The organism is Micromonospora inositola, from assembly GCF_900090285.1.
Taxonomy (GTDB): Bacteria; Actinomycetota; Actinomycetes; order Mycobacteriales; family Micromonosporaceae; genus Micromonospora; species Micromonospora inositola.
This window is the reverse complement of record NZ_LT607754.1, coordinates 3,623,948-3,645,129: the sequence shown is the minus strand read 5'-3', so window position 1 is coordinate 3,645,129 and position 21,182 is coordinate 3,623,948. Positions and strand designations below refer to the sequence as shown.

General features: G+C 74.1%; 17 protein-coding genes. 10 read left to right on the top strand and 7 right to left on the bottom strand.

Translation table 11 applies throughout. The features are described from left to right. Positions 1–36 precede the first annotated feature (36 nt). The 3 genes from GA0070613_RS17485 to GA0070613_RS17475 all read left to right on the top strand — a co-directional run bounded on the left by GA0070613_RS17485 (position 37) and on the right by GA0070613_RS17475 (position 4,095). A complete protein-coding gene (locus GA0070613_RS17485) occupies positions 37–1,974 on the top strand; it encodes a bifunctional adenosylcobinamide kinase/adenosylcobinamide-phosphate guanylyltransferase (RefSeq protein ID WP_089013277.1) in 1,938 nt (645 codons plus the stop codon). Further along, a complete protein-coding gene (cobS, locus tag GA0070613_RS17480; protein WP_089013276.1) occupies positions 1,964–2,737 on the top strand; it encodes an adenosylcobinamide-GDP ribazoletransferase in 774 nt (257 codons plus the stop codon). Before GA0070613_RS17485 ends, cobS begins: the two co-directional genes overlap by 11 nt. 65 nt (positions 2,738–2,802) lie before the next feature. After that, entirely contained in the window at positions 2,803–4,095 is a 1,293-nt protein-coding gene (locus GA0070613_RS17475; RefSeq protein ID WP_089016015.1) for a DUF2314 domain-containing protein, read from the top strand. Positions 4,096–4,099: 4 nt separating this feature from the next. Here GA0070613_RS17475 and gcvT read toward each other — a convergent pair whose 3' ends face one another. Then, positions 4,100–5,230: a glycine cleavage system aminomethyltransferase GcvT gene (gcvT, locus tag GA0070613_RS17470; RefSeq protein ID WP_089013275.1), complete on the bottom strand. Its 1,131-nt coding sequence runs from the start codon at positions 5,228–5,230 to the stop codon at positions 4,100–4,102. A gap of 161 nt (positions 5,231–5,391) precedes the next feature. Between gcvT and GA0070613_RS17465 the strand changes: the two genes are divergently transcribed. After that, on the top strand, positions 5,392–6,957 hold the full coding sequence (locus GA0070613_RS17465) for a leucyl aminopeptidase (RefSeq protein WP_089013274.1): 1,566 nt from the start codon (positions 5,392–5,394) through the stop codon (positions 6,955–6,957). A gap of 63 nt (positions 6,958–7,020) precedes the next feature. Here the strand turns inward: GA0070613_RS17465 and GA0070613_RS17460 are convergent, their stop codons facing one another. Beyond that, a complete protein-coding gene (locus GA0070613_RS17460; RefSeq protein WP_089013273.1) occupies positions 7,021–7,350 on the bottom strand; it encodes a hypothetical protein in 330 nt (109 codons plus the stop codon). Positions 7,351–7,491: 141 nt separating this feature from the next. Here GA0070613_RS17460 and lpdA point away from each other — a divergent pair, with 141 nt between their 5' ends. Together lpdA and sucB are read left to right on the top strand one after the other, a co-directional pair. Then, the gene (lpdA, locus tag GA0070613_RS17455) at positions 7,492–8,919 is read left to right on the top strand and encodes a dihydrolipoyl dehydrogenase (protein ID WP_172875842.1); all 1,428 of its coding nucleotides are present in this window, start codon (positions 7,492–7,494) and stop codon (positions 8,917–8,919) included. A gap of 67 nt (positions 8,920–8,986) precedes the next feature. Next, complete coding sequence (sucB, locus tag GA0070613_RS17450; protein WP_089013272.1) at positions 8,987–10,828, top strand: 2-oxoglutarate dehydrogenase, E2 component, dihydrolipoamide succinyltransferase; 1,842 nt, start codon at positions 8,987–8,989, stop codon at positions 10,826–10,828. 60 nt (positions 10,829–10,888) lie between these two features. On the opposite strand, the gene GA0070613_RS17445 is transcribed toward sucB, so the two are convergent. Next, positions 10,889–11,836, bottom strand: a complete 948-nt coding sequence (locus GA0070613_RS17445) for an SDR family NAD(P)-dependent oxidoreductase (RefSeq protein ID WP_089013271.1) — start codon at positions 11,834–11,836, stop codon at positions 10,889–10,891. A gap of 146 nt (positions 11,837–11,982) precedes the next feature. Between GA0070613_RS17445 and GA0070613_RS17440 the strand changes: the two genes are divergently transcribed. The 4 genes from GA0070613_RS17440 to GA0070613_RS17425 all read left to right on the top strand — a co-directional run bounded on the left by GA0070613_RS17440 (position 11,983) and on the right by GA0070613_RS17425 (position 15,444). Next, positions 11,983–12,558, top strand: coding sequence for a TetR/AcrR family transcriptional regulator (locus GA0070613_RS17440; RefSeq protein WP_197698921.1), 576 nt, complete (start codon positions 11,983–11,985; stop codon positions 12,556–12,558). Between the two features lie 44 nt (positions 12,559–12,602). Beyond that, a complete protein-coding gene (locus GA0070613_RS17435; protein ID WP_089013269.1) occupies positions 12,603–13,934 on the top strand; it encodes a low temperature requirement protein A in 1,332 nt (443 codons plus the stop codon). Positions 13,935–14,023: 89 nt separating this feature from the next. Continuing rightward, the gene (locus GA0070613_RS17430; RefSeq protein ID WP_197698920.1) at positions 14,024–14,554 is read left to right on the top strand and encodes a hemerythrin domain-containing protein; all 531 of its coding nucleotides are present in this window, start codon (positions 14,024–14,026) and stop codon (positions 14,552–14,554) included. Beyond that, entirely contained in the window at positions 14,551–15,444 is an 894-nt protein-coding gene (locus GA0070613_RS17425; protein ID WP_089013268.1) for an oxidoreductase, read from the top strand. Before GA0070613_RS17430 ends, GA0070613_RS17425 begins: the two co-directional genes overlap by 4 nt. Before the next feature lie 14 nt (positions 15,445–15,458). On the opposite strand, the gene GA0070613_RS17420 is transcribed toward GA0070613_RS17425, so the two are convergent. The 4 genes from GA0070613_RS17420 to GA0070613_RS17405 all read right to left on the bottom strand — a co-directional run bounded on the left by GA0070613_RS17420 (position 15,459) and on the right by GA0070613_RS17405 (position 21,143). Next, a complete protein-coding gene (locus GA0070613_RS17420) occupies positions 15,459–16,472 on the bottom strand; it encodes an SDR family oxidoreductase (RefSeq protein WP_089013267.1) in 1,014 nt (337 codons plus the stop codon). A gap of 110 nt (positions 16,473–16,582) precedes the next feature. Next, entirely contained in the window at positions 16,583–16,945 is a 363-nt protein-coding gene (locus GA0070613_RS17415; RefSeq protein WP_231929252.1) for a hypothetical protein, read from the bottom strand. Positions 16,946–16,970: 25 nt separating this feature from the next. Continuing rightward, positions 16,971–18,050, bottom strand: a complete 1,080-nt coding sequence (locus tag GA0070613_RS17410; RefSeq protein WP_089013266.1) for an enolase C-terminal domain-like protein — start codon at positions 18,048–18,050, stop codon at positions 16,971–16,973. Positions 18,051–18,056: 6 nt separating this feature from the next. Continuing rightward, positions 18,057–21,143, bottom strand: a complete 3,087-nt coding sequence (locus tag GA0070613_RS17405) for an FAD-binding and (Fe-S)-binding domain-containing protein (protein ID WP_089016011.1) — start codon at positions 21,141–21,143, stop codon at positions 18,057–18,059. Positions 21,144–21,182 lie beyond the last annotated feature (39 nt).

The following is a 21,182-nucleotide window of genomic DNA, read 5'->3' as shown; positions in this document are numbered from 1 at the left end:
GGGCGGCGACCCGCCGGACGGCCTTAAGGTACGGGCATGTCCGTTGACGGGTGGAACACGCTCCTGGTGCTCGGCGGTATCCGGTCCGGCAAGTCCGAGTTCGCGGAATCGCTGGTCGCCGACGCGCCGACGGTCCGCTACGTGGCCACCGCCCCGGCGGGGGACCCGGAGGACACCGAGTGGGCCGCCCGACTGGCGACCCATCGGGCCCGGCGGCCGGGCAGCTGGACGACCGAGGAGACGGCGGACGACCCGCGTCGGTTGGCCGACGTCCTCGCCGCCGCCGGGTCGAACGACACGCTGCTCGTCGACGACCTCGGCGGCTGGGTGACCGTCCTGCTCGACCCGGCCCACCAGCCGGCCGACGACACCGCGACCGTCGAGGAGCTGGCGGCGGCGATCCGGGCGAGCGCCGCGCGGGTCGTGCTGGTCAGCCCGGAGGTCGGGCTCTCCCTGGTGCCGACCACCCCGCTCGGCCGGGCGTTCACCGACGCGCTGGGCGCGACCAACCGCGCGGTCGCCGACGCCTGCGACGCCGTGGTGCTGGTGGTCGCCGGCCAGCCCAGCTGGCTGAAGCCGGCCGCCGCGCCGCGTACCGCCGCCGTGCCCGCGCAGGCCGGCCCCGGCCAGGCCGGCGCGCCCGAACAGCCCGCGCCGACCAACGGCGGCGCGCCGGCCCGCGCCACCGGGGCGCCGGAGACAGCGCTGCCGGAGGTGTTCACCCCGGCCGCGGCGCCCGCGCCGACGCCCGCGCCGGCCGAGCAGAGCGCGACCTGGGCCGCGCCGACCATGGCCCTGCCGATGGTCGCCACCGGCCTGGTCATCCAGCCCGGCATGGAACTGCCGATGCCCGACGACTACGCCGGCCCGCAGGCCGTCGACCGGCTCACCACCCTGGACGTGCCCGGCGCCGGGCTCGGGGTGCTGGAACGGGTGGTCGGCTTCGCCGGCGCCACCCAGGGCACCCCCACCCCGGCCCCCTGGGGCTCGGTGCGGGTGCTGCTGCTGCACGGCGACCACGCCGGCGGGGCCGCCGCCGGCACCGTACCCGGCGAGTCCGCCCGCCGGGCCCGGCAGGCCCGCGCCGGCCGGGGGTCGCTGGCCCGGCTGGCCGCCGAGAGCGGCGCCGAGCTGCAGGTGGTCGAGGCGCCGAGCTCGGCGCCGATGGAGGACGGGCCGGCGCTCACCGCCGACGAGGTCGACTCGGCCCTGCGGTACGGCTGGCGGCTGGCCGAGCAGGCCGCCGACGCGGGCGTACAACTGCTGGTGCTGGCGGCGTGCGGCGCCGGCACCGAGGCGGCCACGGCGGCGGTGCTCGCGGCGACGGCCGGCGCGGAACCCCCGGCGGTGCTCGGCCGGGTGGTCACCGAGGCCGGCGAGATCGACGACGCGGCCTGGATGGCCCGCTGCGCGGCGGTCCGCGACGCGCTGCACCGCACCCGGCGCTCGCCGCGCGACGCCAAGGACGTGCTGGCCGAGCTGGGCGGCGGCGACATCGCTGTGGCGACCGGGGTGCTGCTCGGCGCGACCGCCCGGCGGCTGCCGGTGCTGCTCGACGGGCCGGTCGGGGTGGCCGCCGGCATGGTCAGCCGGGACCTGGCCGGGCAGGCCCGGCACTGGTGCCTGCTGCCCGACCACGGCGGGCAGCCGGCGGTCCGGCTCGCCGCCGACGTGCTCGGCCTGACTCCGATGCTCGACCTGCGGCTCGACCTCGGCGAGGGGGCCACCGCGCTGGCCACGCTGCCGCTGCTGCGCTCGGCGCTGGCGCTGGCCGCCACCCTGCCGGTGCACCCGTCGCTGGGCGGCGACCCGGAGGACGAGGAGGAGTTCGTCGAGCCGGAGCCGGCCGGGCCGGGGCCGACCACCGTCGAGCCGGAGTTCGCCGAGCCCGAGCCGGCCGGGCCGGGACCCACCACGGTCGAGCCGGACGAGCGGGTCGCCGTGCCGGATTCTCCCGGTCGGCGTGCCGACTGAGTCGCGGCTCGCCGACGGCGTCCGACTGGCGGTCACCACCTTCACCACGCTGCCGCTGCGCGCCGGCCGGGTCGACCGGGCCGCGGCGGGCCGGGCGATGGCGGTCGCCCCGGCGGTGGGCGCGCTGCTGGGCGCGCTGCTCGCCGGGGTGCTGCTGCTGACCGCCGCGCTCGCTCCCCCGCTGGTCGCCGCCGGGGTCACCGTCGGCCTCGGCGCGCTGCTCACCCGGGGCCTGCACCTGGACGGGCTGGCCGACACCGTGGACGCGCTGGGGTCGTACCGCCGGGGCGCCGCCGCGCTGGAGATCATGAAGAAGCCGGACGTGGGCCCGTTCGGGGTGGTCGCGCTGGTGGTCGTACTGCTGCTGCAGACGGCGGTGCTCGCGGAGCTGGCCGGGCGATCCTGGCCGGCGACGCTCGCAGGCGTGGTCGCCGCGACCGCGGCGGGTCGGCTCGGCGTCGCGGTCGCCTGCCGGCGCGGCGTCCCGGCCGCCCGGCCGGAAGGGCTGGGCGCGCTGGTGGCCGGCACGGTGGGCCCCGTCGCGCTGGTCGTCGGCACGGTCGCCGTCGCGCTGCTGGCGGTGCCGGCGGCGCCGGGCCGCCCGTGGCAGGGGCCGCTCGCCGTCGTCGCCGCCCTCGCCGTCGCGGTCGGGCTGCTCGGGCACGCGGTACGCCGGCTCGGCGGCGTCACCGGGGACGTGCTCGGCGCCACCGTGGAGATCGTCACCACGCTGGTCTACCTGGGACTGGTGCTGTCCGGCTGAGCGCGGCACGCCCGGCCGGGTAGCGTTCTTCAACGACAGCACCGGCGCGGTCGATGGGGGACGGCATGCTCATCACGGACGACTTCCTGCCCGTACCCGTGCCGGAGTCGCTCGACGCGACCTACCTGGTGCCCATCGCGGGGCTGCCGAAGGTCAGCCCGAAGACGGCGGTGGAGGCCCTGGCCGGGCGGCTCGCCGAGCCGGTGCACGGCCTGGCGAAGCAGATGCTCGACAGCCCGCTGATGACCGTGGACACCCGGCCGATCGGCGAGTTCCCGGAGCTGCCGCCGGACCTGCTCACCGCGTTCGGCGCCACCAAGGCCCAGCTGGCCCGGCTGGCCGCCGCGACGCACCTGGTGGTGGTCCAGGCCGAGTACCGGCCGGGCTGGCCGCCCGCGCACGAGTGGGCAGCCCGGGCGGTCGCCGCCGCGGTGGCCGAGACGGTCGGCAGCGACGTGGTGGACGTCTTCGGCCTGCAGTTCCTCGACCCGGCGGCGGCACTGCGCTCGCTCCCGGACGCCCAGGGCCGGATCAGGCTGGTCGACTGGGTGCTGGTGCCCTACTCCTCGGACGCCGACGGGCTCTGGTTCACCACCAAGGGGCTGCGCCGGTTCGGGCTGCTGGAGCTGCAGGCCCAGGGGGTGCCGGACCACCTCACCCGGGCCTGGGGCGCGGTGATGACCGGCGCGGCCCGGCGGCTGCTGCGGGACTGGACCGACGGGCTGGCCGGCGAGGAGGTGCCGGCGTTCGTGCAGCTCCCGGTGCTGGCCACGGTGACCGGCCACGACATCGCGGTGGCGTACGGCAACCCGGAGCAGCACGGGGCGACGGCGCCGGTGCTGCTCCGGCTGGAGCTGGACCCGGCGACGGACCCGGACGCCGACTCGTTCCTCAGCCTCCGACCGCCGCCCGGCCACCCGGGGCCGGCCGGGCGGTACTTCGCCGCCGCCTGCGCCACGCTCTTCGCCGGCATCCAGCCGGACGTCCGCTACGCCCGCCCAGGCGACGCGATGAGCAAGGCGATCGCCACCGCCCGGGCCGGGTTGGGCGACATCCGGGCCCGGTTCCTGGCCGGTCAGCTCCCCGCCGAGACCCAGCTCGTGGTCAAGTACGGCCTCCCCGGCGACGACGGCCCCGAGTTCGTCTGGGCCGGGGTGACCTCGTGGGACAGCCCGGAGCGGATCGTCGGGGCCAGCGCCAGCGACGCCGCCACCGACCCCACGGTGCGGATCGGCGCCTCCGTGGTGGTCGAGGCCACCGACGTCGTCGACTGGGCCGTCCTCGACGGCACCGGCGTCATCGAGGGCGGCTGGACCCAGGCCGTCCTCGACGCCGGCGAACGCCCCACACCCGACTGACCGGTCACCTGACCGAGGGGGTGACGAAGGGGGGGCGGGTGACGGTCATCTGGGCGCGGCGGCCGCGGATGTCGACCTCGACCACGTCGTCGTCGGCCAGCTTCGGGTCGGTGTTCAGGAGGGCCAGGGCGATGCCCTGCTTGCGGGTCGGCGAGAAGGTGCCGCTGGTGATGGTGCCGACCTGGGTGTCGCCGACGTACACCGCCATGCCGGGGCGCGGGATCGCCCGGTCGACCGCCACCAGGCCGCGCAGCGTACGCCGCGGGCCGGCCGCCTTCTCGGCGAGCAGCGCGTCCCGGCCCCAGAAGGCCGGCTTGTCCCAGCCGACCGCCCAGCCGGAGCGGCCCTGCACCGGGGTGATCTCCAGCGACAGGTCCTGCCCGTGCAGCGGGTAACCCATCTCGGTGCGCAGGGTGTCCCGGGCGGCCAGGCCGCAGGCCCGCAGCTCGTACGCCGCCCCGGCGGCGAAGAGCGCGTCCCAGACGGCGACCGCGTGCGCCGCCGGTACGACCAGCTCGTAGCCCAGCTCGCCGGTGTAGCCGGTGCGGCACACGGTCAGCCCCACCCCGTCCAGGCCGGCGGTGGAGAAGCTCATGTAGCCGTGTTCGGTGGGCAGCCCCAGCGCGCCGAGCAGCTCCGCCGAGCGCGGCCCCTGCACCGCGAGGACCGCGTACGCCTCGTGCTCGTCGCTGACCTCGACACCGGCCGGCGCGGCGGCGCGCAGCCGGCGGACCACCTCGGCGGTGTTCGCCGCGTTCGGGATCAGGAAGACGTGGTCGTCGGCGTGCAGGTAGGCGATGATGTCGTCCACCACGCCGCCGGTGGCGTCGTCGCAGCAGAGGGTGTACTGCGCCTGGCCGGGGCCGATCCGGCCGAGGTCGTTGGTGAGGCAGGCGTTGACGAAGTCCGCGGCGCCCGGCCCGGTGACCCGCGCCTTGCCCAGGTGCGAGACGTCGAAGACGCCCACCCCGGTGCGGACCGCCGTGTGCTCCTTGAGCACACCGCCACCGGCGTACTCCAGCGGCATCTCCCAGCCCCCGAACGGGGCGAACTTGGCGCCGAGAGCGGTGTGCCGCTCGTGCAGCGGGGAACGACGCAGCCGGGTCGCGGCGGCGTCGGAGGTCACGTCGGTCATGGGTGGCAACTTACCGGGGCCTGAACGGCTGGTTAGCATCGGCGGGACCCGTCAGGACGATCGGCGGGACGCACCCGACGTCCGGCGGGTAGGTTCCGCCGGAGACCTTCATCGCCGGTACGCGACCCCGCGGCCGGCCCGGCCCGCCCGGAGTAGCTTCAGTGACATCGCCCAGCACCACCCTGAGCCTGGTCGACACCGACCCCGCCGAACTCGTCGTCGACGCGATCGTGATCGGCGTGCACAGCCGGCCCGCAGAGCAGGACACCACCCCGACCGGTTCTCTGCTGCTGGCCAGCGGCGCGGAGAGCATCGCCGCCGCGTTCGACGGCAAGCTGACCGAGACGCTGGCGCTGCTCGGCGCGACCGGCGGCGCCGGCGAGGTGATCAAGCTGGCCACGCTGGGCACGATCACCGCCCCGGTGGTCGCCGCCGTCGGTCTCGGCCCGGAGCCGACCGGTGCCGCCCCGGCGCCGGAGACCCTGCGCCGGGCCGCCGGTGCGGTGGTCCGCGCCCTCGCCGGCGCGCCGCGGGTGGCGCTCGCGCTGCCGCTGCCGGACGACGCCGACGCCCCGGCCGCGCTGCGCGCGGTCGCCGAGGGCGCGCTGCTCGGCGGGTACCGGTTCGCCGGCTACAAGACCAAGCCGCAGCCCACCCGGCGGGAGCCGGTGGGCGAGGTGCTGGTGGCCGTGCCGGACGCCGGCGACGCGACCGCCCAGGCGGAGATCGACCGGGCGCGGACGGTGGCCGGCGCGGTCCGGCTCAGCCGCGACTGGGTGAACACGGCCCCGAACGAGCTGCGGCCCCCGTCGTTCGCCGACGCGGTGGCGAGCGCCGCCCGGGACGCCGGCCTGGGCGTCGAGGTGCTGGACGAGGCGGCTCTGGCGGCCGGCGGGTACGGCGGCATCCTGGCCGTCGGGCAGGGCTCGGAGGCCCCGCCGCGGCTGGTCAAGCTGACCTACACCCCGGAGGGTGGCGGCACCGGCAAGCGGGTGGCGCTGGTCGGCAAGGGCATCACCTTCGACACCGGCGGCATCTCGATCAAGCCGGCGCAGGGCATGTGGGAGATGAAGTCCGACATGGCGGGCGCGGCGGCGGTCGGCGCGGCCATGCTGGCGATCGCGGCGCTCAAGCCCTCGGTGGCGGTGACCGGGTACCTGCCGATGGCGGAGAACATGCCGTCGGGCACCAGCTACCGGCCGGGCGACGTGATCACCATGTACAACGGCAAGAAGGTCGAGGTGCTCAACACCGACGCCGAGGGCCGGATGATCCTGGCCGACGGCATCGCCCGGGCCTGCGAGGACGGCGCGGACTACCTCTTCGAGACCTCCACCCTCACCGGCGGCCAGGTGATCTCGCTGGGCAAGAAGATCGCCGGCGTGATGGGCACCCCGGAGCTCTGCGAGCGGGTGAAGGCCGCCGGCGAGGCGACCGGCGAGCCGGCCTGGCCGATGCCGCTGCCGGACGACGTGCGCAAGGGCATGGACTCCGACGTCGCGGACATCTCCCAGGTCAACGCCGGGATGGACCGGGCCGGTCACATGCTCCAGGGCGGCGTCTTCCTGCGCGAGTTCGTCACCGACGAGGTCGCCTGGGCGCACATCGACATCGCCGGCCCGGGCTACCACTCGGGCGAGGCCACCGGCTACTGGACCAAGGGCGGCACCGGTGTCCCGGTCCGCACCCTGGTGCACCTGGTCGAGGACGTCGCCGCCAACGGCTGACGGGTACCGGACAGCACGACGGGGCGCTCCCTGCGCGGGGGCGCCCCGTCCGCGTTCCCGGCCTCAGAACAGCTCGGGGCGGCGCTTGCGGCGTTCGTTGTAGTCGCGCATCCGTTGCGGGTAGCCCATCAGGCGGACGTCGTAGACCGGGATGGCCAGCCGGTGGGCGAAGCGGCGCGCGCCCTCCGGGCCGTCGATCCGCCGCCGGGTCCACTCCCCGTCGTCGGCGATCAGCATGACGGTGGTCTCGGTGACCGTCGTCCGCGGCTCGATGTACGCCTCGACCCCCCGCCGGGTCCGGACGAAGTTCTCGAGATGGTCCAGGTCGGCGCGGTCGGCAACCCGGTCGCGGCTCGCCACGCTCGTCCGCTTCCGTCGACGGAACAGCCCCACCGGACGCTCTCCTCCCCCGTGCACCATCGAAGACGGTGCCAAGAGTACGTGTCCACGACGTGTCGTTGGGCACCTCACTACGCGCCCTCGAGCTCGGAGTGACAAGATGACCGAGGTGGGGTCTGTCCGTGCCACCCTGCCGTGACCCCCCGATGCAGCGACGCGACCTGGGAGTTGGACGTGAGCGAGCCGAACGAAGCGACCTTCGACATCGTCATTCTCGGAGGTGGCAGCGGCGGCTACGCGGCGGCGCTGCGTGCCGCCCAGCTGGATCTCTCCGTCGCGCTGATCGAGAAGGGCAAGCTCGGCGGCACCTGCCTGCACAACGGCTGCATTCCCACCAAGGCGCTGCTGCACGCCGCCGAGATCGCCGACCAGACCCGTGAGTCGGAGCAGTTCGGCGTCAAGGCCGAGCTGGTCGGCATCGACATGGCGGCGGTCAACTCGTACAAGGACGGCGTGATCTCCCGGCTGTACAAGGGCCTGCAGGGCCTGGTCGGGGGCGCCAAGAACATCACCTTCGTGGCGGGCGCCGGCAAGCTGGTCGGCAGGAACGTCGTCGAGGTGGACGGCAAGCGCTACACCGGCCGCAACGTCATCCTGGCCTCCGGCTCGTACGCGAAGAGCCTGCCCGGCCTGGAGATCGACGGCGAGCGGATCATCACCAGCGATCACGCGCTGACCCTGGACCGGGTCCCGTCGTCGGTGATCGTGCTGGGCGGCGGCGTGATCGGCGTCGAGTTCGCCAGCGTGTGGAAGTCCTTCGGCGTGGACGTGACGATCGTCGAGGCGCTGCCCCGCCTGGTCGCCGCCGAGGACGAGGAGTCGTCGAAGGCGCTGGAGCGGGCCTTCCGCAAGCGGAAGATCAACTTCAAGGTGGGCAAGCCGTTCGAGAAGGTCGAGAAGACCGAGAACGGCGTCAAGCTGACCATCCAGGGCGGCGAGACCGTCGAGGCCGAGCTGCTGCTGGTCGCGGTCGGCCGCGGCCCGAACACCGCCAACCTCGGGTACGAGGAGCAGGGCGTCAAGATGGACCGCGGCTACGTGCTGACCGACGAGCGGCTGCGCACCAGCGTGCCGAACGTCTACGCAGTCGGCGACATCGTGCCGGGCCTCCAGCTCGCCCACCGCGGCTTCCAGCAGGGCATCTTCGTCGCCGAGGAGATCGCCGGCCAGAACCCGGCCGTGATCGACGAGGCCGGCATCCCGCGGGTCACCTACTCCGACCCGGAGCTGGCGTCGGTCGGCCTGACCGAGGCGAAGGCCAAGGAGCAGTACGGCGACAAGGTCAGGACCTACAACTACAACCTCGGTGGCAACGGCAAGAGCCAGATCCTCAAGACGGCCGGCTTCGTGAAGTTGGTCCGGATCGAGGACGGTCCGGTGGTCGGCGTGCACATGGTCGGCGCCCGGGTCGGCGAGCTGGTCGGCGAGGCGCAGCTCATCTACAACTGGGAGGCGTACCCGGCCGAGGTCGCGCAGCTCGTGCACGCCCACCCCACGCAGACCGAGGCCCTGGGCGAGGCGCACCTGGCCCTCGCTGGCAAGCCGCTGCACTCGCACGCCTGATCACGACAACCGCGGCGTCCGGCGACGGGCGATGATCCCACCAGGGGAATGAAGGAGTCTGGAGAACATGCCGGTATCGGTCACCATGCCCCGGCTCGGCGAGAGCGTCACCGAGGGCACCGTCACGCGCTGGCTCAAGCAGGAGGGCGACACCGTCGAGGTCGACGAGCCGCTCCTCGAGGTCTCGACCGACAAGGTCGACACCGAGATCCCGTCGCCCGCGGCGGGGGTGCTGAGCCGCATCGTGGTCGGTGAGGACGAGACCGCCGAGGTCGGCAGTGAGCTGGCCGTCATCGCGGGCGAGGGCGAGGCGGCCGGCGCGGCCGCCCCGCAGCCGCAGGAGGCCCCGGCCGAGCAGGCCGCGGCGGCCGCCGCGGAGCCGCAGGCCGAGGCGGAGCAGCCGGCCGTCGAGGAGCCGGCGGCCCAGGCCGCCCCGGCGCCGTCGGGCGAGGGCACCCCGGTGAAGATGCCGGCGCTGGGCGAGAGCGTCACCGAGGGTACGGTCACCCGCTGGCTCAAGCAGGTCGGCGAGACCGTCGAGGTGGACGAGCCGCTGCTGGAGGTCTCCACCGACAAGGTCGACACCGAGATCCCCTCGCCGGTCGCCGGCACCGTGCTGGAGATCAAGGTCGCCGAGGACGAGACCGCCGAGGTCGGCGCCGACCTGGCGATCATCGGCGCCGCCGGCGCCGCGCCGGCCCAGCCGAAGGCGGAGCCCAAGCCGGAGCCGAAGGCCGAGGCGAAGCCCGAGCCGAAGCCGGAGCCCAAGGCCGAGCCGGAGCCGGAGCCGGAGCCGGAGCCCAAGGTCGAGGAGCCGACCCCGGGCATGTCGTACAACCAGCCGGCGGCCGAGGCGGAGACCGCCCCCCAGCCGGCGAAGGCCGAGCGGGCGGCCCAGCCCGCCGCGCCGACCCCGACCCCGCAGCGTCCCTCCGCCCCGGCGCAGGGCGGCGGCGAGGAGGCGGCCGGTTACGTGACCCCGCTGGTGCGCAAGCTGGCCAGCGAGCACGCCGTCGACCTCGCCTCGGTCAACGGCACCGGCGTCGGCGGGCGGATCCGCAAGCAGGACGTGCTGGAGGCGGCCGAGAAGGCCAAGGCGGCCAAGGCCGCCCCGGCTCCGGCGGCGCAGCCGGCCGCCGCCGCGGCGGCCCCGGCGAAGCCGGCCGCGAAGCCGCAGCCGAGCGGCAAGCGGGGCACCACCGAGAAGCTGACCCGGATCCGCACGGCCATCGCCAAGCGGATGCAGGAGTCGCTGCACGAGATGGCGCAGCTCACCACGGTGATCGAGGTGGACGTCACCAGAATCGCCAAGCTGCGGGCGCAGGCGAAGGACTCCTTCCAGCAGCGGCACGGTGTGAAGCTGTCCTTCCTGCCGTTCTTCGCCCTCGCCGCCGTCGAGGCGCTGCAGGCGTATCCGATCGTCAACGCCCGGATGGACCTGGCGGCGGGGACGATCACCTACCCGGACGCGGAGCACCTCGGCATCGCCGTGGACACCGAGCGGGGCCTTCTGGTGCCGGTCATCCACAACGCCGGCGACCTCAACCTGGGCGGCATCGCCAAGCGGGTCGCCGACCTGGCCGAGCGCACCCGGACCAACAAGATCAGCCCGGACGAGATCGCCGGTGCGACGTTCACGCTGACCAACACCGGCAGCCGGGGCGCGCTCTTCGACACCCCGATCGTGCCGTCGCCGCAGTCGGCAATGCTCGGCACGGGTGCCGTGGTGAAGCGTCCGGTCGTGGTGAACGACCCCGAGCTGGGCGAGGTCGTCGCGGTCCGGCAGATGGTCTACCTGGCCATGTCGTACGACCACCGGCTGATCGACGGCGCGGACGCCGCCCGCTTCCTGGTCGCGGTCAAGGAGCGGCTGGAGGCCGGCAACTTCGAGGCCGAGCTGGGCCTGTAACACCCGCGCGAAGGCGCCCCGGTCACCTCGACCGGGGCGCCTTCGCCGTTCCCGGGTCGGTCAGGCGCGCAGGTGTTCCTCGGAGACCTGCCAGAGCCGTTCGGCGGCCTCCGGGTCGCGGGCGTACGGGGCGTACCCGATGCGGGTGCCGGGCTGGTTCGGCCCGGCCTCCTGGACGTCCTCGAAGTACCGCCCGCCGACGCCGTCGAGCAGCGGCGAGGTGGCGACCAGCACCGAGGTGGCCGCGCCCTGTTCGGTGTTTTTCCAACTGGGCGTCGTCCCGCCCCCGCTCTCGGCGCGCAGCCGGGCGAGGTCCTCGTCGCTGATGTAGCGCTGGAGGTTGGTCCGGATCGCGCCCGGCATCAGCGCGTTGCTGAGGATCCCGTCGTCGGCCCAGCGCCGGCTGACCTCGACGGCGAAGAGCACGTTCGCCGTCTTGGACTGCCCGTACGCCTCCCACGGGTCGTAGGGCCGCTGCCGGAAGTGGATGTCCTCGAAGACCACCGGCGAGCGCAGGTGGGCGGCCGAGCTGACCGAGACGACGCGGGCCCCGTCGGCCGCGGCCAGGGCCGGGCGCAGCCCGGTGGCCAGGGCGAAGTGGCCCAGGTGGTTGGTGGCGAACTGCATCTCCCAGCCCTGCGGGGTGCGCATCTCGGGCGAGGCCATGATGCCCGCGTTGTTGACCAGGATGTGCAGCGGCCCGTCCCAGGTCCGGACGAAGGCGGCCACCGACGACAGGTCGGCCAGGTCCAGCTGGGCCACCAGGATCCGGTCGTTGCCGGTGGTGCCGGTGATGTCGGTGGCGGCCTGCTGACCGGCGTCGACGTTGCGTACGGCGAGCGTGACGTCGGCCCCGGCGGCGGCGAGCGCGCGGGCGGTCTCCACGCCGATCCCGGACGCGCCGCCGGTGACGACGGCCCGGCGCCCGGTGAGGTCGATGCCGCGCACCACCTCCATGGCGGTGGTCTCCCGGGAGTACGGCGTGGTGACGGGTGTGCTGGTGGTCATGATCATCCTTGTCGGTGGCGACGCGGACGCCCGGTCCGGCCGCTACGATGAGAATCGGAGGATCCTCCGTTACAGTCGAGACTAACCGGAGGTTCCTCCGCTTGCCAATCCGACCGCGCCCCGGCCGGTCGCCCCGAGGAGGAGACGTGCCCGACACCGGCCCCCGACCGCTGCGCGCCGACGCGCTGCGCAACCGGCAGCGGCTGCTGGACGCCGCGGTACGCGCGTTTTCCCACGCCGGGCCGGAGGTAACGCTCGACTCGATCGCCCGGGAGGCCGGGGTCGGCATCGGCACCCTCTACCGGCACTTCCCCACCCGGGAGGCCCTGGTCGAGGCGGCCTACCGCAACGAGCTGGCCAAGCTCTGCGACGCCGCGCCGGAGCTGCTGGCCAGCCTGCCGCCGGACCGGGCGGTACGTGCCTGGATGGACCGTTTCATCGACTACCTCTCCACCAAGCGGGGCATGGCGGACGCGCTCCGGCTGGTCATCGCCTCCGGCGCCAACCCGTACGCGCACAGCCGGGACCGGCTCCTGGCGGCCCTGGGTCAGCTGCTAGAGGCGGGGGCTGCGGCGGGCCGGGTCCGGGCCGACGTCGCCCCCGCCGACGTGCTGGCCGGCCTGAGCGGGGTCTCCCTGGTCGCCGGCGAGCCCGGCCAGCGCGAGCAGGCCGGCCGCCTGCTCAACCTGCTGATGGACGGCCTGCGGCAGCGGAGCGGCTGAGCGATTCGGAACCGGAGCCGGCCGGGCGCTGCGAGACTCGACCGGTGGGGGGCAAACGGCGGCGCGGGTGGTTGGGCCCGGCCATCGCGGTCGCCCCAGGCGCCCGGGTGGACCGGTTCGAGGTCTTCTTCGACCTGGTCTTCGTCTTCTCGTTCTTCATCATCACCCGGGCCACCGCCGTGGACGTCAACGGCACGAACCTGCTGCACGCGCTGCTGGTGCTCGCCGTGCTCTGGTGGTCCTGGGTGGTGCACAGCGTGGTCGCCACCCGGGTCCGGCTCGGTGAGGGGTTCGTCCCGGCGCTGATGACCCTCGGGATGGCCGCCCTGTTCACCTTCGCGCTGGCACTTCCCCAGGCCTTCCGCGACCCCGGCGAGAACGCCGCCGGGCCGATGGTGGCAGCGGTCAGCTACGTGATCATCCGCTTCGTGCACCTGGCCCTCTACCTGCATGTCGTATGGGACAGCCCGAACGAGCGCCGGCAGCTGCGCCGGTTCGCCCCGGAGTTGGTGCTGAGCACCCTCCTGCTGCTCGCCGCCGCGCTGATCCCGGCGCAGGTCCAGGACCCCGGCCGGGCCGCCCTGATCCGGGACGGGCTGTGGGCGACCGTGGTGCTGCTGCAGTATTCCACCGGTTTGATCGCGGGCACCTGGGGCTGGAACGTCATCTCCGCCGAGCACTGGACCGAGCGGTACGACCTGATCCTCATCATCGCGCTGGGCGAGTCGGTCATCTCCGTCGGCGTGGGCAGCAACCTGCTCGGCCAGCCGCCGACCTGGCCGGCGGTGACGGCCGCCATCCTCGGCATCTTCTTCACCGCAGCCCTGTGGTGGGTGCACTACGACTGGGTGGGACCGGCCGCCCGGATCGCCCTGCACGCGGCGCAGGGCGGCCCCCGGGTGTCGATGGCCCGGGACGCCTACGCGTACCTCTACCTGCCGATGATCGCCGGGATCATCCTGTTCGCCCTGGGCGCCGAGGGGATCGTGCACGAGATCGCCGATCCGCACATCCCGCTGGCCGACCGCGCGCACGGTGCCGACGTGCCGCTGCTTTTCGGCGGGGTGATCTGCTACCTCTGCGGCAACATGCTGTTCCAGCTCCGCACCCTGCACACGGTCACCTGGCTCCGGGTGGGCACGGTGCTGCTGCTCGGAGCGTGCATCCCGGTCGGCGAACGGCTGCCGGGCCTGGCCGCCCTCAGTCTGCTGACCGCCGTCTGCGTCGGGTTGGTGGCGCTGGAGGTGCTGATCATGGGCGATGCCCGGGACGCCCTGCACGAGGTCGTCGTCCAGGAACGGACCACCCACGAGGCGACGGAGGCCGCCTACCGGGCCCGGTGGCACGGGCCGGAGCCCGGGGAGCCGTCGACCTGACTTCGTCCCCGTAGACTCGCCGGAGCGTCGCGGTGCGCCCGGCAAGGAGACCGCCGTGGGCATGGAGGCGCGGGACAGCAGGGGACCATGTGCACCCATCCCACGAGCCGAACGGGCGGCTGACCGCCCTCGGCAACCAGTTGGTCGAAATCCATCTCTGGCTCCGCGAGGAGCTGGCCCGGCTCCGTACGAGCCTCGACTCCCCCGCCGCCGACCTCCGGTCGTCCCCGGACCTGCGCGCCCACTGCCTGGGTTTCTGCGCGGCACTCACCCGGCACCACGGCGGGGAGGACGGCGGCGCGTTCCGGGTCCTCGCCGAACGGGAGCCGGCGCTGCGCCCGGTCCTCGCCGAACTGGCGGAGGACCACAAGGTGGTAGCGGGCATCCTGCGCCGGATCGGGGACCTGACGGCCGGCCCGGCCGCCGGCCCGGCGGTCCGCGCCGAGCTGGACGGCCTCGCCGCGCTGCTGGAGTCGCACTTCACCTACGAGGAGAAGAAACTGGTCGCCGCGCTCAACGCGGTGAACCGGGAGGCGGGCGACAGCGTGGAACTGCTCGGCGTCCCGCTGCCCGACCTGGGGACGCCGACCGTGGATCTGAGGGGGACGGAGAGACGATGACCACCGACACGATCACCGCCGCGGCGGCGGGCACCTGGCGCCTGGGCGACCGGACGGTCAACCGGATCGGCTTCGGCGCGATGCGGCTGACCGCCGACGCCGACGGCGGCCCGAGCGACCGGGACCGGGCGATCACCGTCCTGCGCCGGGCGGTCGAGCTGGGCGTCAACCACATCGACACCGCCGCGTTCTACTTCTCGTCGCTGCGGTCGGCCAACGAGCTGATCAACCGGGCGCTGGCCCCGTACCCGGACGACCTCGTGATCGTCACCAAGGTCGGGCCGAGCAAGGATCCGTCCGGCGAGTGGCTGCCGATGGCCCGGCCGGACCAGTTGCGCGGCCAGGTCGAGGAGAACCTCCGCCAGCTCGGCCGGGACCACCTGGACGTGGTCAACCTCCGGGTGTACGGCCCGGAGCCCCTCGCGGAGCACTTCGGCGCGCTCGCCGAGCTGCGCGACGCCGGGCTGATCCGCCACCTCGGCGTCTCCGCCATCCGCCCGCACCAGCTCGCCGAGGCGCAGGCCGTCGCGCCGGTGGTCTGCGTGCAGAACTCGTACGGCCTCGGCTACCGCGCGAGCCAGGACCAGCTCCTGCGGGACTGCGCGGCGCAGGGCATCGCGTTCGTGCCGTTCTTCTCCCTCGCCACCAGCGGCCGCGAGGCCGGCGCGAGCGGCGCCGAGCACGACGAGGTGCGGGCCGTCGCCCGGGAGCACGGGGTGACCCCGGCCCAGCTCCGGCTGGCCTGGACGCTGCACCGCGGGCCGAACGTGCTGGCCATCCCGGGCACCGGCAACCCGGACCACCTCGCGCAGAACGTGGCGGCAGGCGCGCTGCGCCTCACCGCCGACGACCTGGCCCGCCTGGAGGCCGTCCACAGCCAGGCGGGGTGACCCTGGGGCGGTGGTCAGTGCCGGCGCCAGGCCAGGACGCCCACGGCCGCCCCGGTCAGACCTGCCGCGGTCACCAGTCGGTGCCGGGACAGCCAGGCCTGCGAGCTGTGGCCGTGCGACCGGTTGGTGAAGTCACCCCGAGTTCCAAAGTCCGGGCCGTCCGGGCCGTCCGCCGGGCGCCAGAGGTTGCTCGGTCGGTTCGGGTCGGCCGGCTGGGGAGTCTGCTGGGAGTTGTATCCGGTCCGGGCCAGGTACCGGTCGAGCAGACCGGGGACCAGCCGATTGGCGAGGATGGTCAGCGCGGTGGGCGCGCCCACCCAGTACTCCCGCCGCCCGGGGCGGTCGGCGGCGGCCACGATCGCCCGGGCCGCGACGATCGGGTCGTAGATCGGCGGCACCGGCTGGGCGTGCCGGGGCAGCCGGGACAGCAACCAGTCGAACTGCGGGGTGTTGACCGCGGGCAGGTGCACCATGGTCACCTTGACGTTGCTCTTGTCGTGCAGCAGCTCGCAGCGCAACGACTCGGTGAACCCGACAACGGCGTGCTTCGCCCCGCAGTAGGCGGTCTGCAGCGGGATCCCTCGGTACGCCAGGGCCGACCCGACCTGCACGATGGTCCCCCGGTCGCGCGGCGTCATGTGCGACAGCGCGACCCGGGTGCCGTGCACGTAACCGAGATAGCTGACCTCCGTCGTACGCCGGAACTCCTCCGGCCGAATCTCCTGGAACGGGGCGAAGACCGAGCTGAAGGCATCGTTGATCCACAGATCGATCGGTCCCAGTTCGGCGTTGATGCGCTGCCCGGCGGCGACCACCTGCTCGTAGTCGGCCATGTCCGTCTCGACGGGCAGGGCCCGGCTGCCGGCCGCGCGTACCTCGTCGGCCACGGCGTCGAGCCCGGTGCGTCCGCGGGCCAGCAGAGCGATGGCGATGCCCCGCCGGGCGAGCAGCTGGGCGGTGGCCCGCCCCACCCCGGCGCTGGCGCCCGTGACCACCGCCACCCGCGTGTCCTGTCGCTTGCGGCCCATGTCATCCCTCCCGGTGTGCTCCGTCCTATCCGGCTGTACCCCGCGCGGGATGAGGTAGTCCGGACCGCCCAGACAGGTGTGCCCCGCCCCGGATCAGCCACGGTCGGCGATCAGCGCCGGGGGCGGCGGGCCGCGCGGAGATCCAGCACCATCCAGCCGGCGGCGATGGCGGTGTCGAGCAGGGCGATGCGGCGCTGCCGCCGGTCAACGGCGGCGAGCGCCACCGCGCTCACCGCGTGCAGCGCATCCGCCGCCGCGCCGCCGGTGAGCACCACCGGGGTCGGCCGGCGCAGGGTCACCGCCGCCTGGACCAGATGGCGTACGCCGAGCACCCGCAGCGTCGCCACCGCGAGCCCGCTCGGCCGGCCGAGCGCCCCCAGCACCCGGCGCGGCGCCAGGGTCAGCGTGCCACCCCAGAGCACCCGCGCGAGCGCGCTGGTGTGCCACACCGGCACCGCGGTCGTCGGGTCCATCGCACCGCCCCTTTCGCCCGCCGATTCAGCCCACCCGATAGGTCTCCGCCTCGACCGTCCGCAGGTCGAGGCCGTTGCCCGGCCGGTCCAGGGGGACCGCGGCGGCACCACCCGTGGCCGGCAGCGCTCCGTCGAACAGCATCGACTCGATTCGCACGTGATCGTGGAACCATTCGACGTGCCGCAGGTTCGGCACCGCGGCGGCGACCGGCAGGTGCTGATGCGGGGCGCAGTGTGCGGAGACCTCCAGCCCGGCCGCGGCGGCCACCGCGGCCGCCCGGAGGAACTCGCTGATCCCGCCGCACCGGGTCACGTCGATCTGCAGGCAGTCGACGTACGGGGCCATCCGGTGGAAGTAGACCAGGTCGAAGCCGTACTCGCCGGCGGCCACGTCGGGCAGGACGTGGTCGCGAACCAGTCCGAGGCCGGCCAGGTCGTCGGAGCTGACCGGCTCCTCGTACCAGCGCACGTCGAGGTCGCGCGCGGCGTGGGCCACCCGGATCGCCTGCTTGCGCTGGTAGGCGCCGTTCGCGTCGACGTACAGCTCGGCGTCGTCACCGATGCTGTGCCGGGCGGCGCCCATCCGGGCCAGGTCGCGGGACACCTCGGTCCCCGACGACTCGCCAATCTTGATCTTCACGCGGGGAATTCCCTCGTCGTGCACCCAACCGGACAACTGGCGGTCCTGACGCTCCGCGTCGTAGGTGGTGAACCCGCCGCTGCCGTACACCGGGACGTGGCGGCGGGCGGTGCCCAGCAGGCGGGCCAGTGGTAACCCGTGCCGGCGGGCCTTGAGGTCCCAGACCGCGCAGTCAGCCGCGGAGAGCGCCAGCCCGGCGACCCCCGGCCGTCCGGTGTTCCGCAACGTCCGCTGCATGACCGACCAGATCGCCGGAACGTCGTCCGGGTCGAGCTCGGCCACCACCGGCGCGAGCTGCTCGGCCACGACCGGGACCACCGCGGCCGGCCCGTACGTCCAGCCGATCCCGGTGTGCCCGTCGGTCTCGGCCTGGACCAGCACGAGGGTGGTGCTGGTCCAGGCGACGGTGCCGTCGCCCTCGGGCGCGTCGGTGGGCACCCGGTACGCCGCCGCGGTCAGCCGCACCGTCCGTCACCGCGCCCTGCGAACTCGCACGGCGAGCGCGACCACCGGGGCGAGCGCGGCCAGGCCGAGCGCCCCGACGGCGAGCAGACGGGCCGCCGGGGACGGCCCGGCCGGCCGCTCGACCCACCGGCGCTCCGGCCGGGGCGGCACTCCACCACCGTGCAGGCCGGCGCGGAGCAGCTCGGCGAGGTGGATGGCCGTTCGGCCGCCGGAGGCGCTCTGTTCGACCTGGGTACGGCAGCTGAAGCCGTCGGCCAGGATCACGTCGGTGTCGGCGGCGTCCCGTACGGCGGGCAGCAGCACCCGCTCGGCGCAGGCCTCGGAGACCTCGTAGTGCCCCTGCTCGAAGCCGAAGTTGCCGGCCAGCCCGCAACAGCCGGAGTCGAGGAAGTCCGCCCGGACCCCGGCGTCGGTGAGCACCGCCTGGTCGGCGGAGGTGCCGAGGATGGCGTGCTGGTGGCAGTGGGTCTGGATCAGCGCGTGCGCGGGCAGCCGGGGCGGCCGCCAGCCCGGGGTGTGGTCGTGCAGCAGTTCGGCCAGGGTGACCGTCTGCTCCCGCAGCCGGGCGACGTCCTCGTCGTCCGGGAAGAGCTCGACAGCGTCGCTGCGGAACACCGCCGCGCAGGAGGGTTCCAGGCCCACCACCCGGGTGCCGGCGCGCAGGTGGGGTCGGAGCACCTCCACCGTCCGCCGCAGGACCTTCTTCGCCACGCCGAGCTGCCCGGTGGAGATCCAGGTCAGCCCGCAGCAGACCGGCTGCTCCGGCACCCGCACCCGCCAGCCCGCCGCCTCCAGCACCTCGACCGCCGCCTGGGCGACGCCGGGGTGGAAGTGGTTGGTGAAGGTGTCCGGCCAGAGCAGCACCTCGCCGCGCGAGCCGTCGCCGCCGGGGGTCCGCCGGGAGAACCACCGCTGGAAGGATTCCGGCGCGAAGGCCGGCACCTTCCGGCGCTGGTCGATGCCGCCGACCAGCTTGACGAGCCGACCCAACCCGGGGGCCTGGATCAACGCGTTGACCACCCGGGGCGCAAACCCGGCAACGGCGGCCGCGACCGGCAGCCACCCCATGGAGTAGTGGGCGCGGGGACGCAGCCGGCCGGCGTAGTGGTGGGACAGGAACTCCGCCTTGTACGTCGCCATGTCCACGTTGACCGGGCAGTCGGCTTTGCAGCCCTTGCACGCCAGGCAGAGGTCGAGGGCGTCGCGCACGGCCGTGGAGCGCCAGCCGTCGGCGATTGTGCCGCCCCGCGCGGTCCCGTCGAGCATCTCGAAGAGCAGCCGCGCACGCCCCCGGGTGGAGTGCTCCTCCTCGCGGGTGACCATGTAGGACGGGCACATCACCCCGCCGTGCTGCCGCCGGCAGTCGCCGACCCCGACGCAGCGCAGCACGGCCCGACTGAAGCTGCCGGAGTCGTCGGGGTAGCGGAACCGGGTTTCCACCTCGCCGTGGTTGTAGTCGACGCCGAGTCGGAGGTGGCTGTCCAGCGGGTAGGGGGCGACCTTCTTGCCCGGATTCATCCGGTCGTCCGGGTCGAAGATCGCCTTGAACTGCCCGAACGCGCGGATCAGCCGGTCGCCGAACATCTTCACCAACAGTTCGCCGCGGGCCTGCCCGTCGCCGTGCTCGCCTGAGAAGGAGCCACCGTAGGACAGCACCAGGTCTGCGGCCCGCTCCACGAACGAGCGGAACTGGCGTACCCCGTCCGCGGTCGTCAGCCGGAACGGGATCCTGGTGTGTACGCAGCCCTGCCCGAAGTGGCCGTAGAGTGCGGCCTGATCGAAGTCGTACTCCCGGAACAGGCGGTCCAGGTCCCGCAGGTAGTCGCCCAGCCGGTCCGGGGCGACCGCCGAGTCCTCCCAGCCCTCCCAGGTGTCCGGCTCATCCGGTACACGCGCGGTGGCACCGAGCCCGGACTCGCGCACCAGCCACATCTGCTCCTCGTCGGCCTCGTCGTCGAACCGGCGCACGCCGGGGGCGCCGTCGCCGCGCAGCGCGATCACCATCCGCTCGACGGCGGCGTTCGCCTCCTCGATCGTGTCGCCGCCCATCTGCACCATCAGCCAGGCGCCGCGCTCCGGCAGCTTGTGCAGGGCCTCCGGATGCAGGTGCTTGCGCTTCTCGAAGTTGATCAGTTTGTCGTCGATGCCCTCGATCGCGACCGGGTCGTACGGCAGGATCCGGGGTACGTCGTCGGCCGCGGCGGCGATGTCCGGGTAGGACAGGAACACGAGCGACTTGGCCCGGATCACCGGCAGCAGCTTCAGCCGCGCCCGCAGCACGGTGACGAGGGTGGCCTCGGAACCGATCAGCGCCTGCGCCACGTGGAAGTTCTTCTCCGGCAGCAGGCTGTCCAGGTTGTAGCCGGACACCCGGCGCGGGATGTCCGGATAGCGGGCGCGGATCTCCGCCCGATACTCGTCCCGCAGCGTCCGCAACTGGCGGTAGATCTCGGCCTGGCGGCCACCGCGCTGCTGGATCTCGGCGTACCGCTCCTCGGTGGTCTCGCCGACCCACATCCGGGTGCCGTCGTAGAGCAGCACCTCCAGGTCGACGATGTTGTCGACCACCTTGCCACCGCGCTGCGCGCTCGATCCACACGAGTTGTTGCCGATCATCCCGCCGACGGTGCATTGGCTGTGGGTGGACGGCCGTGGGACGAACTCCAGTCCCTCCGGTGCCAGCAGTTCGTTGAGCGTGTCGAGCACGATGCCCGGCTCGACCAGGCAGGTACGCGCCTCCCGGTCGACCTCCAGCAACCTGGTGCAGTACTTCGACCAGTCGATGATCACCGCCACGTTGGTGACCTGCCCACCCAGGCTGGTGCCGCCTCCCCGGGAGAGCACCGGCGCCCCGTGCCGGCGGCAGGTGGCGACGGCGGCCACCGCCGCCTCGACGGTACGTGGCACCACCAGGCCGAGCGGCACCTCGCGGTAGTTGGAGCCACCGGTGGCGTACGCCGCCCGAGAGCCGGCGTCGAAGCGCACCTCGCCATCCACCTCGGCCCGCAGGTCCGCGGCGAGCGCGGCCAGGTCGGTGCCCTCGGCCGGCTCGGGCGGGCGCAGGACGGGCTCGGGCAGGGCGACCGGGCTGATGGTCGGAGCCGCCGTCCGTGCCGTGCCGCTGGGGCGCCG

Bases quoted from the DNA above. Each gene is read 5' to 3' on its own strand.
- GA0070613_RS17485 (WP_089013277.1), top strand. From the start codon at position 37: ATGTCCGTTGACGGGTGGAACACGCTCCTGGTGCTCGGCGGTATCCGG.
- GA0070613_RS17475 (WP_089016015.1), top strand. From the start codon at position 2,803: ATGCTCATCACGGACGACTTCCTGCCCGTACCCGTGCCGGAGTCGCTC.
- gcvT (WP_089013275.1), bottom strand. From the start codon at position 5,230: ATGACCGACGTGACCTCCGACGCCGCCGCGACCCGGCTGCGTCGTTCC.
- sucB (WP_089013272.1), top strand. From the start codon at position 8,987: ATGCCGGTATCGGTCACCATGCCCCGGCTCGGCGAGAGCGTCACCGAG.
- GA0070613_RS17445 (WP_089013271.1), bottom strand. From the start codon at position 11,836: ATGACCACCAGCACACCCGTCACCACGCCGTACTCCCGGGAGACCACC.
- GA0070613_RS17425 (WP_089013268.1), top strand. From the start codon at position 14,551: ATGACCACCGACACGATCACCGCCGCGGCGGCGGGCACCTGGCGCCTG.
- GA0070613_RS17420 (WP_089013267.1), bottom strand. From the start codon at position 16,472: ATGGGCCGCAAGCGACAGGACACGCGGGTGGCGGTGGTCACGGGCGCC.
- GA0070613_RS17415 (WP_231929252.1), bottom strand. From the start codon at position 16,945: ATGGACCCGACGACCGCGGTGCCGGTGTGGCACACCAGCGCGCTCGCG.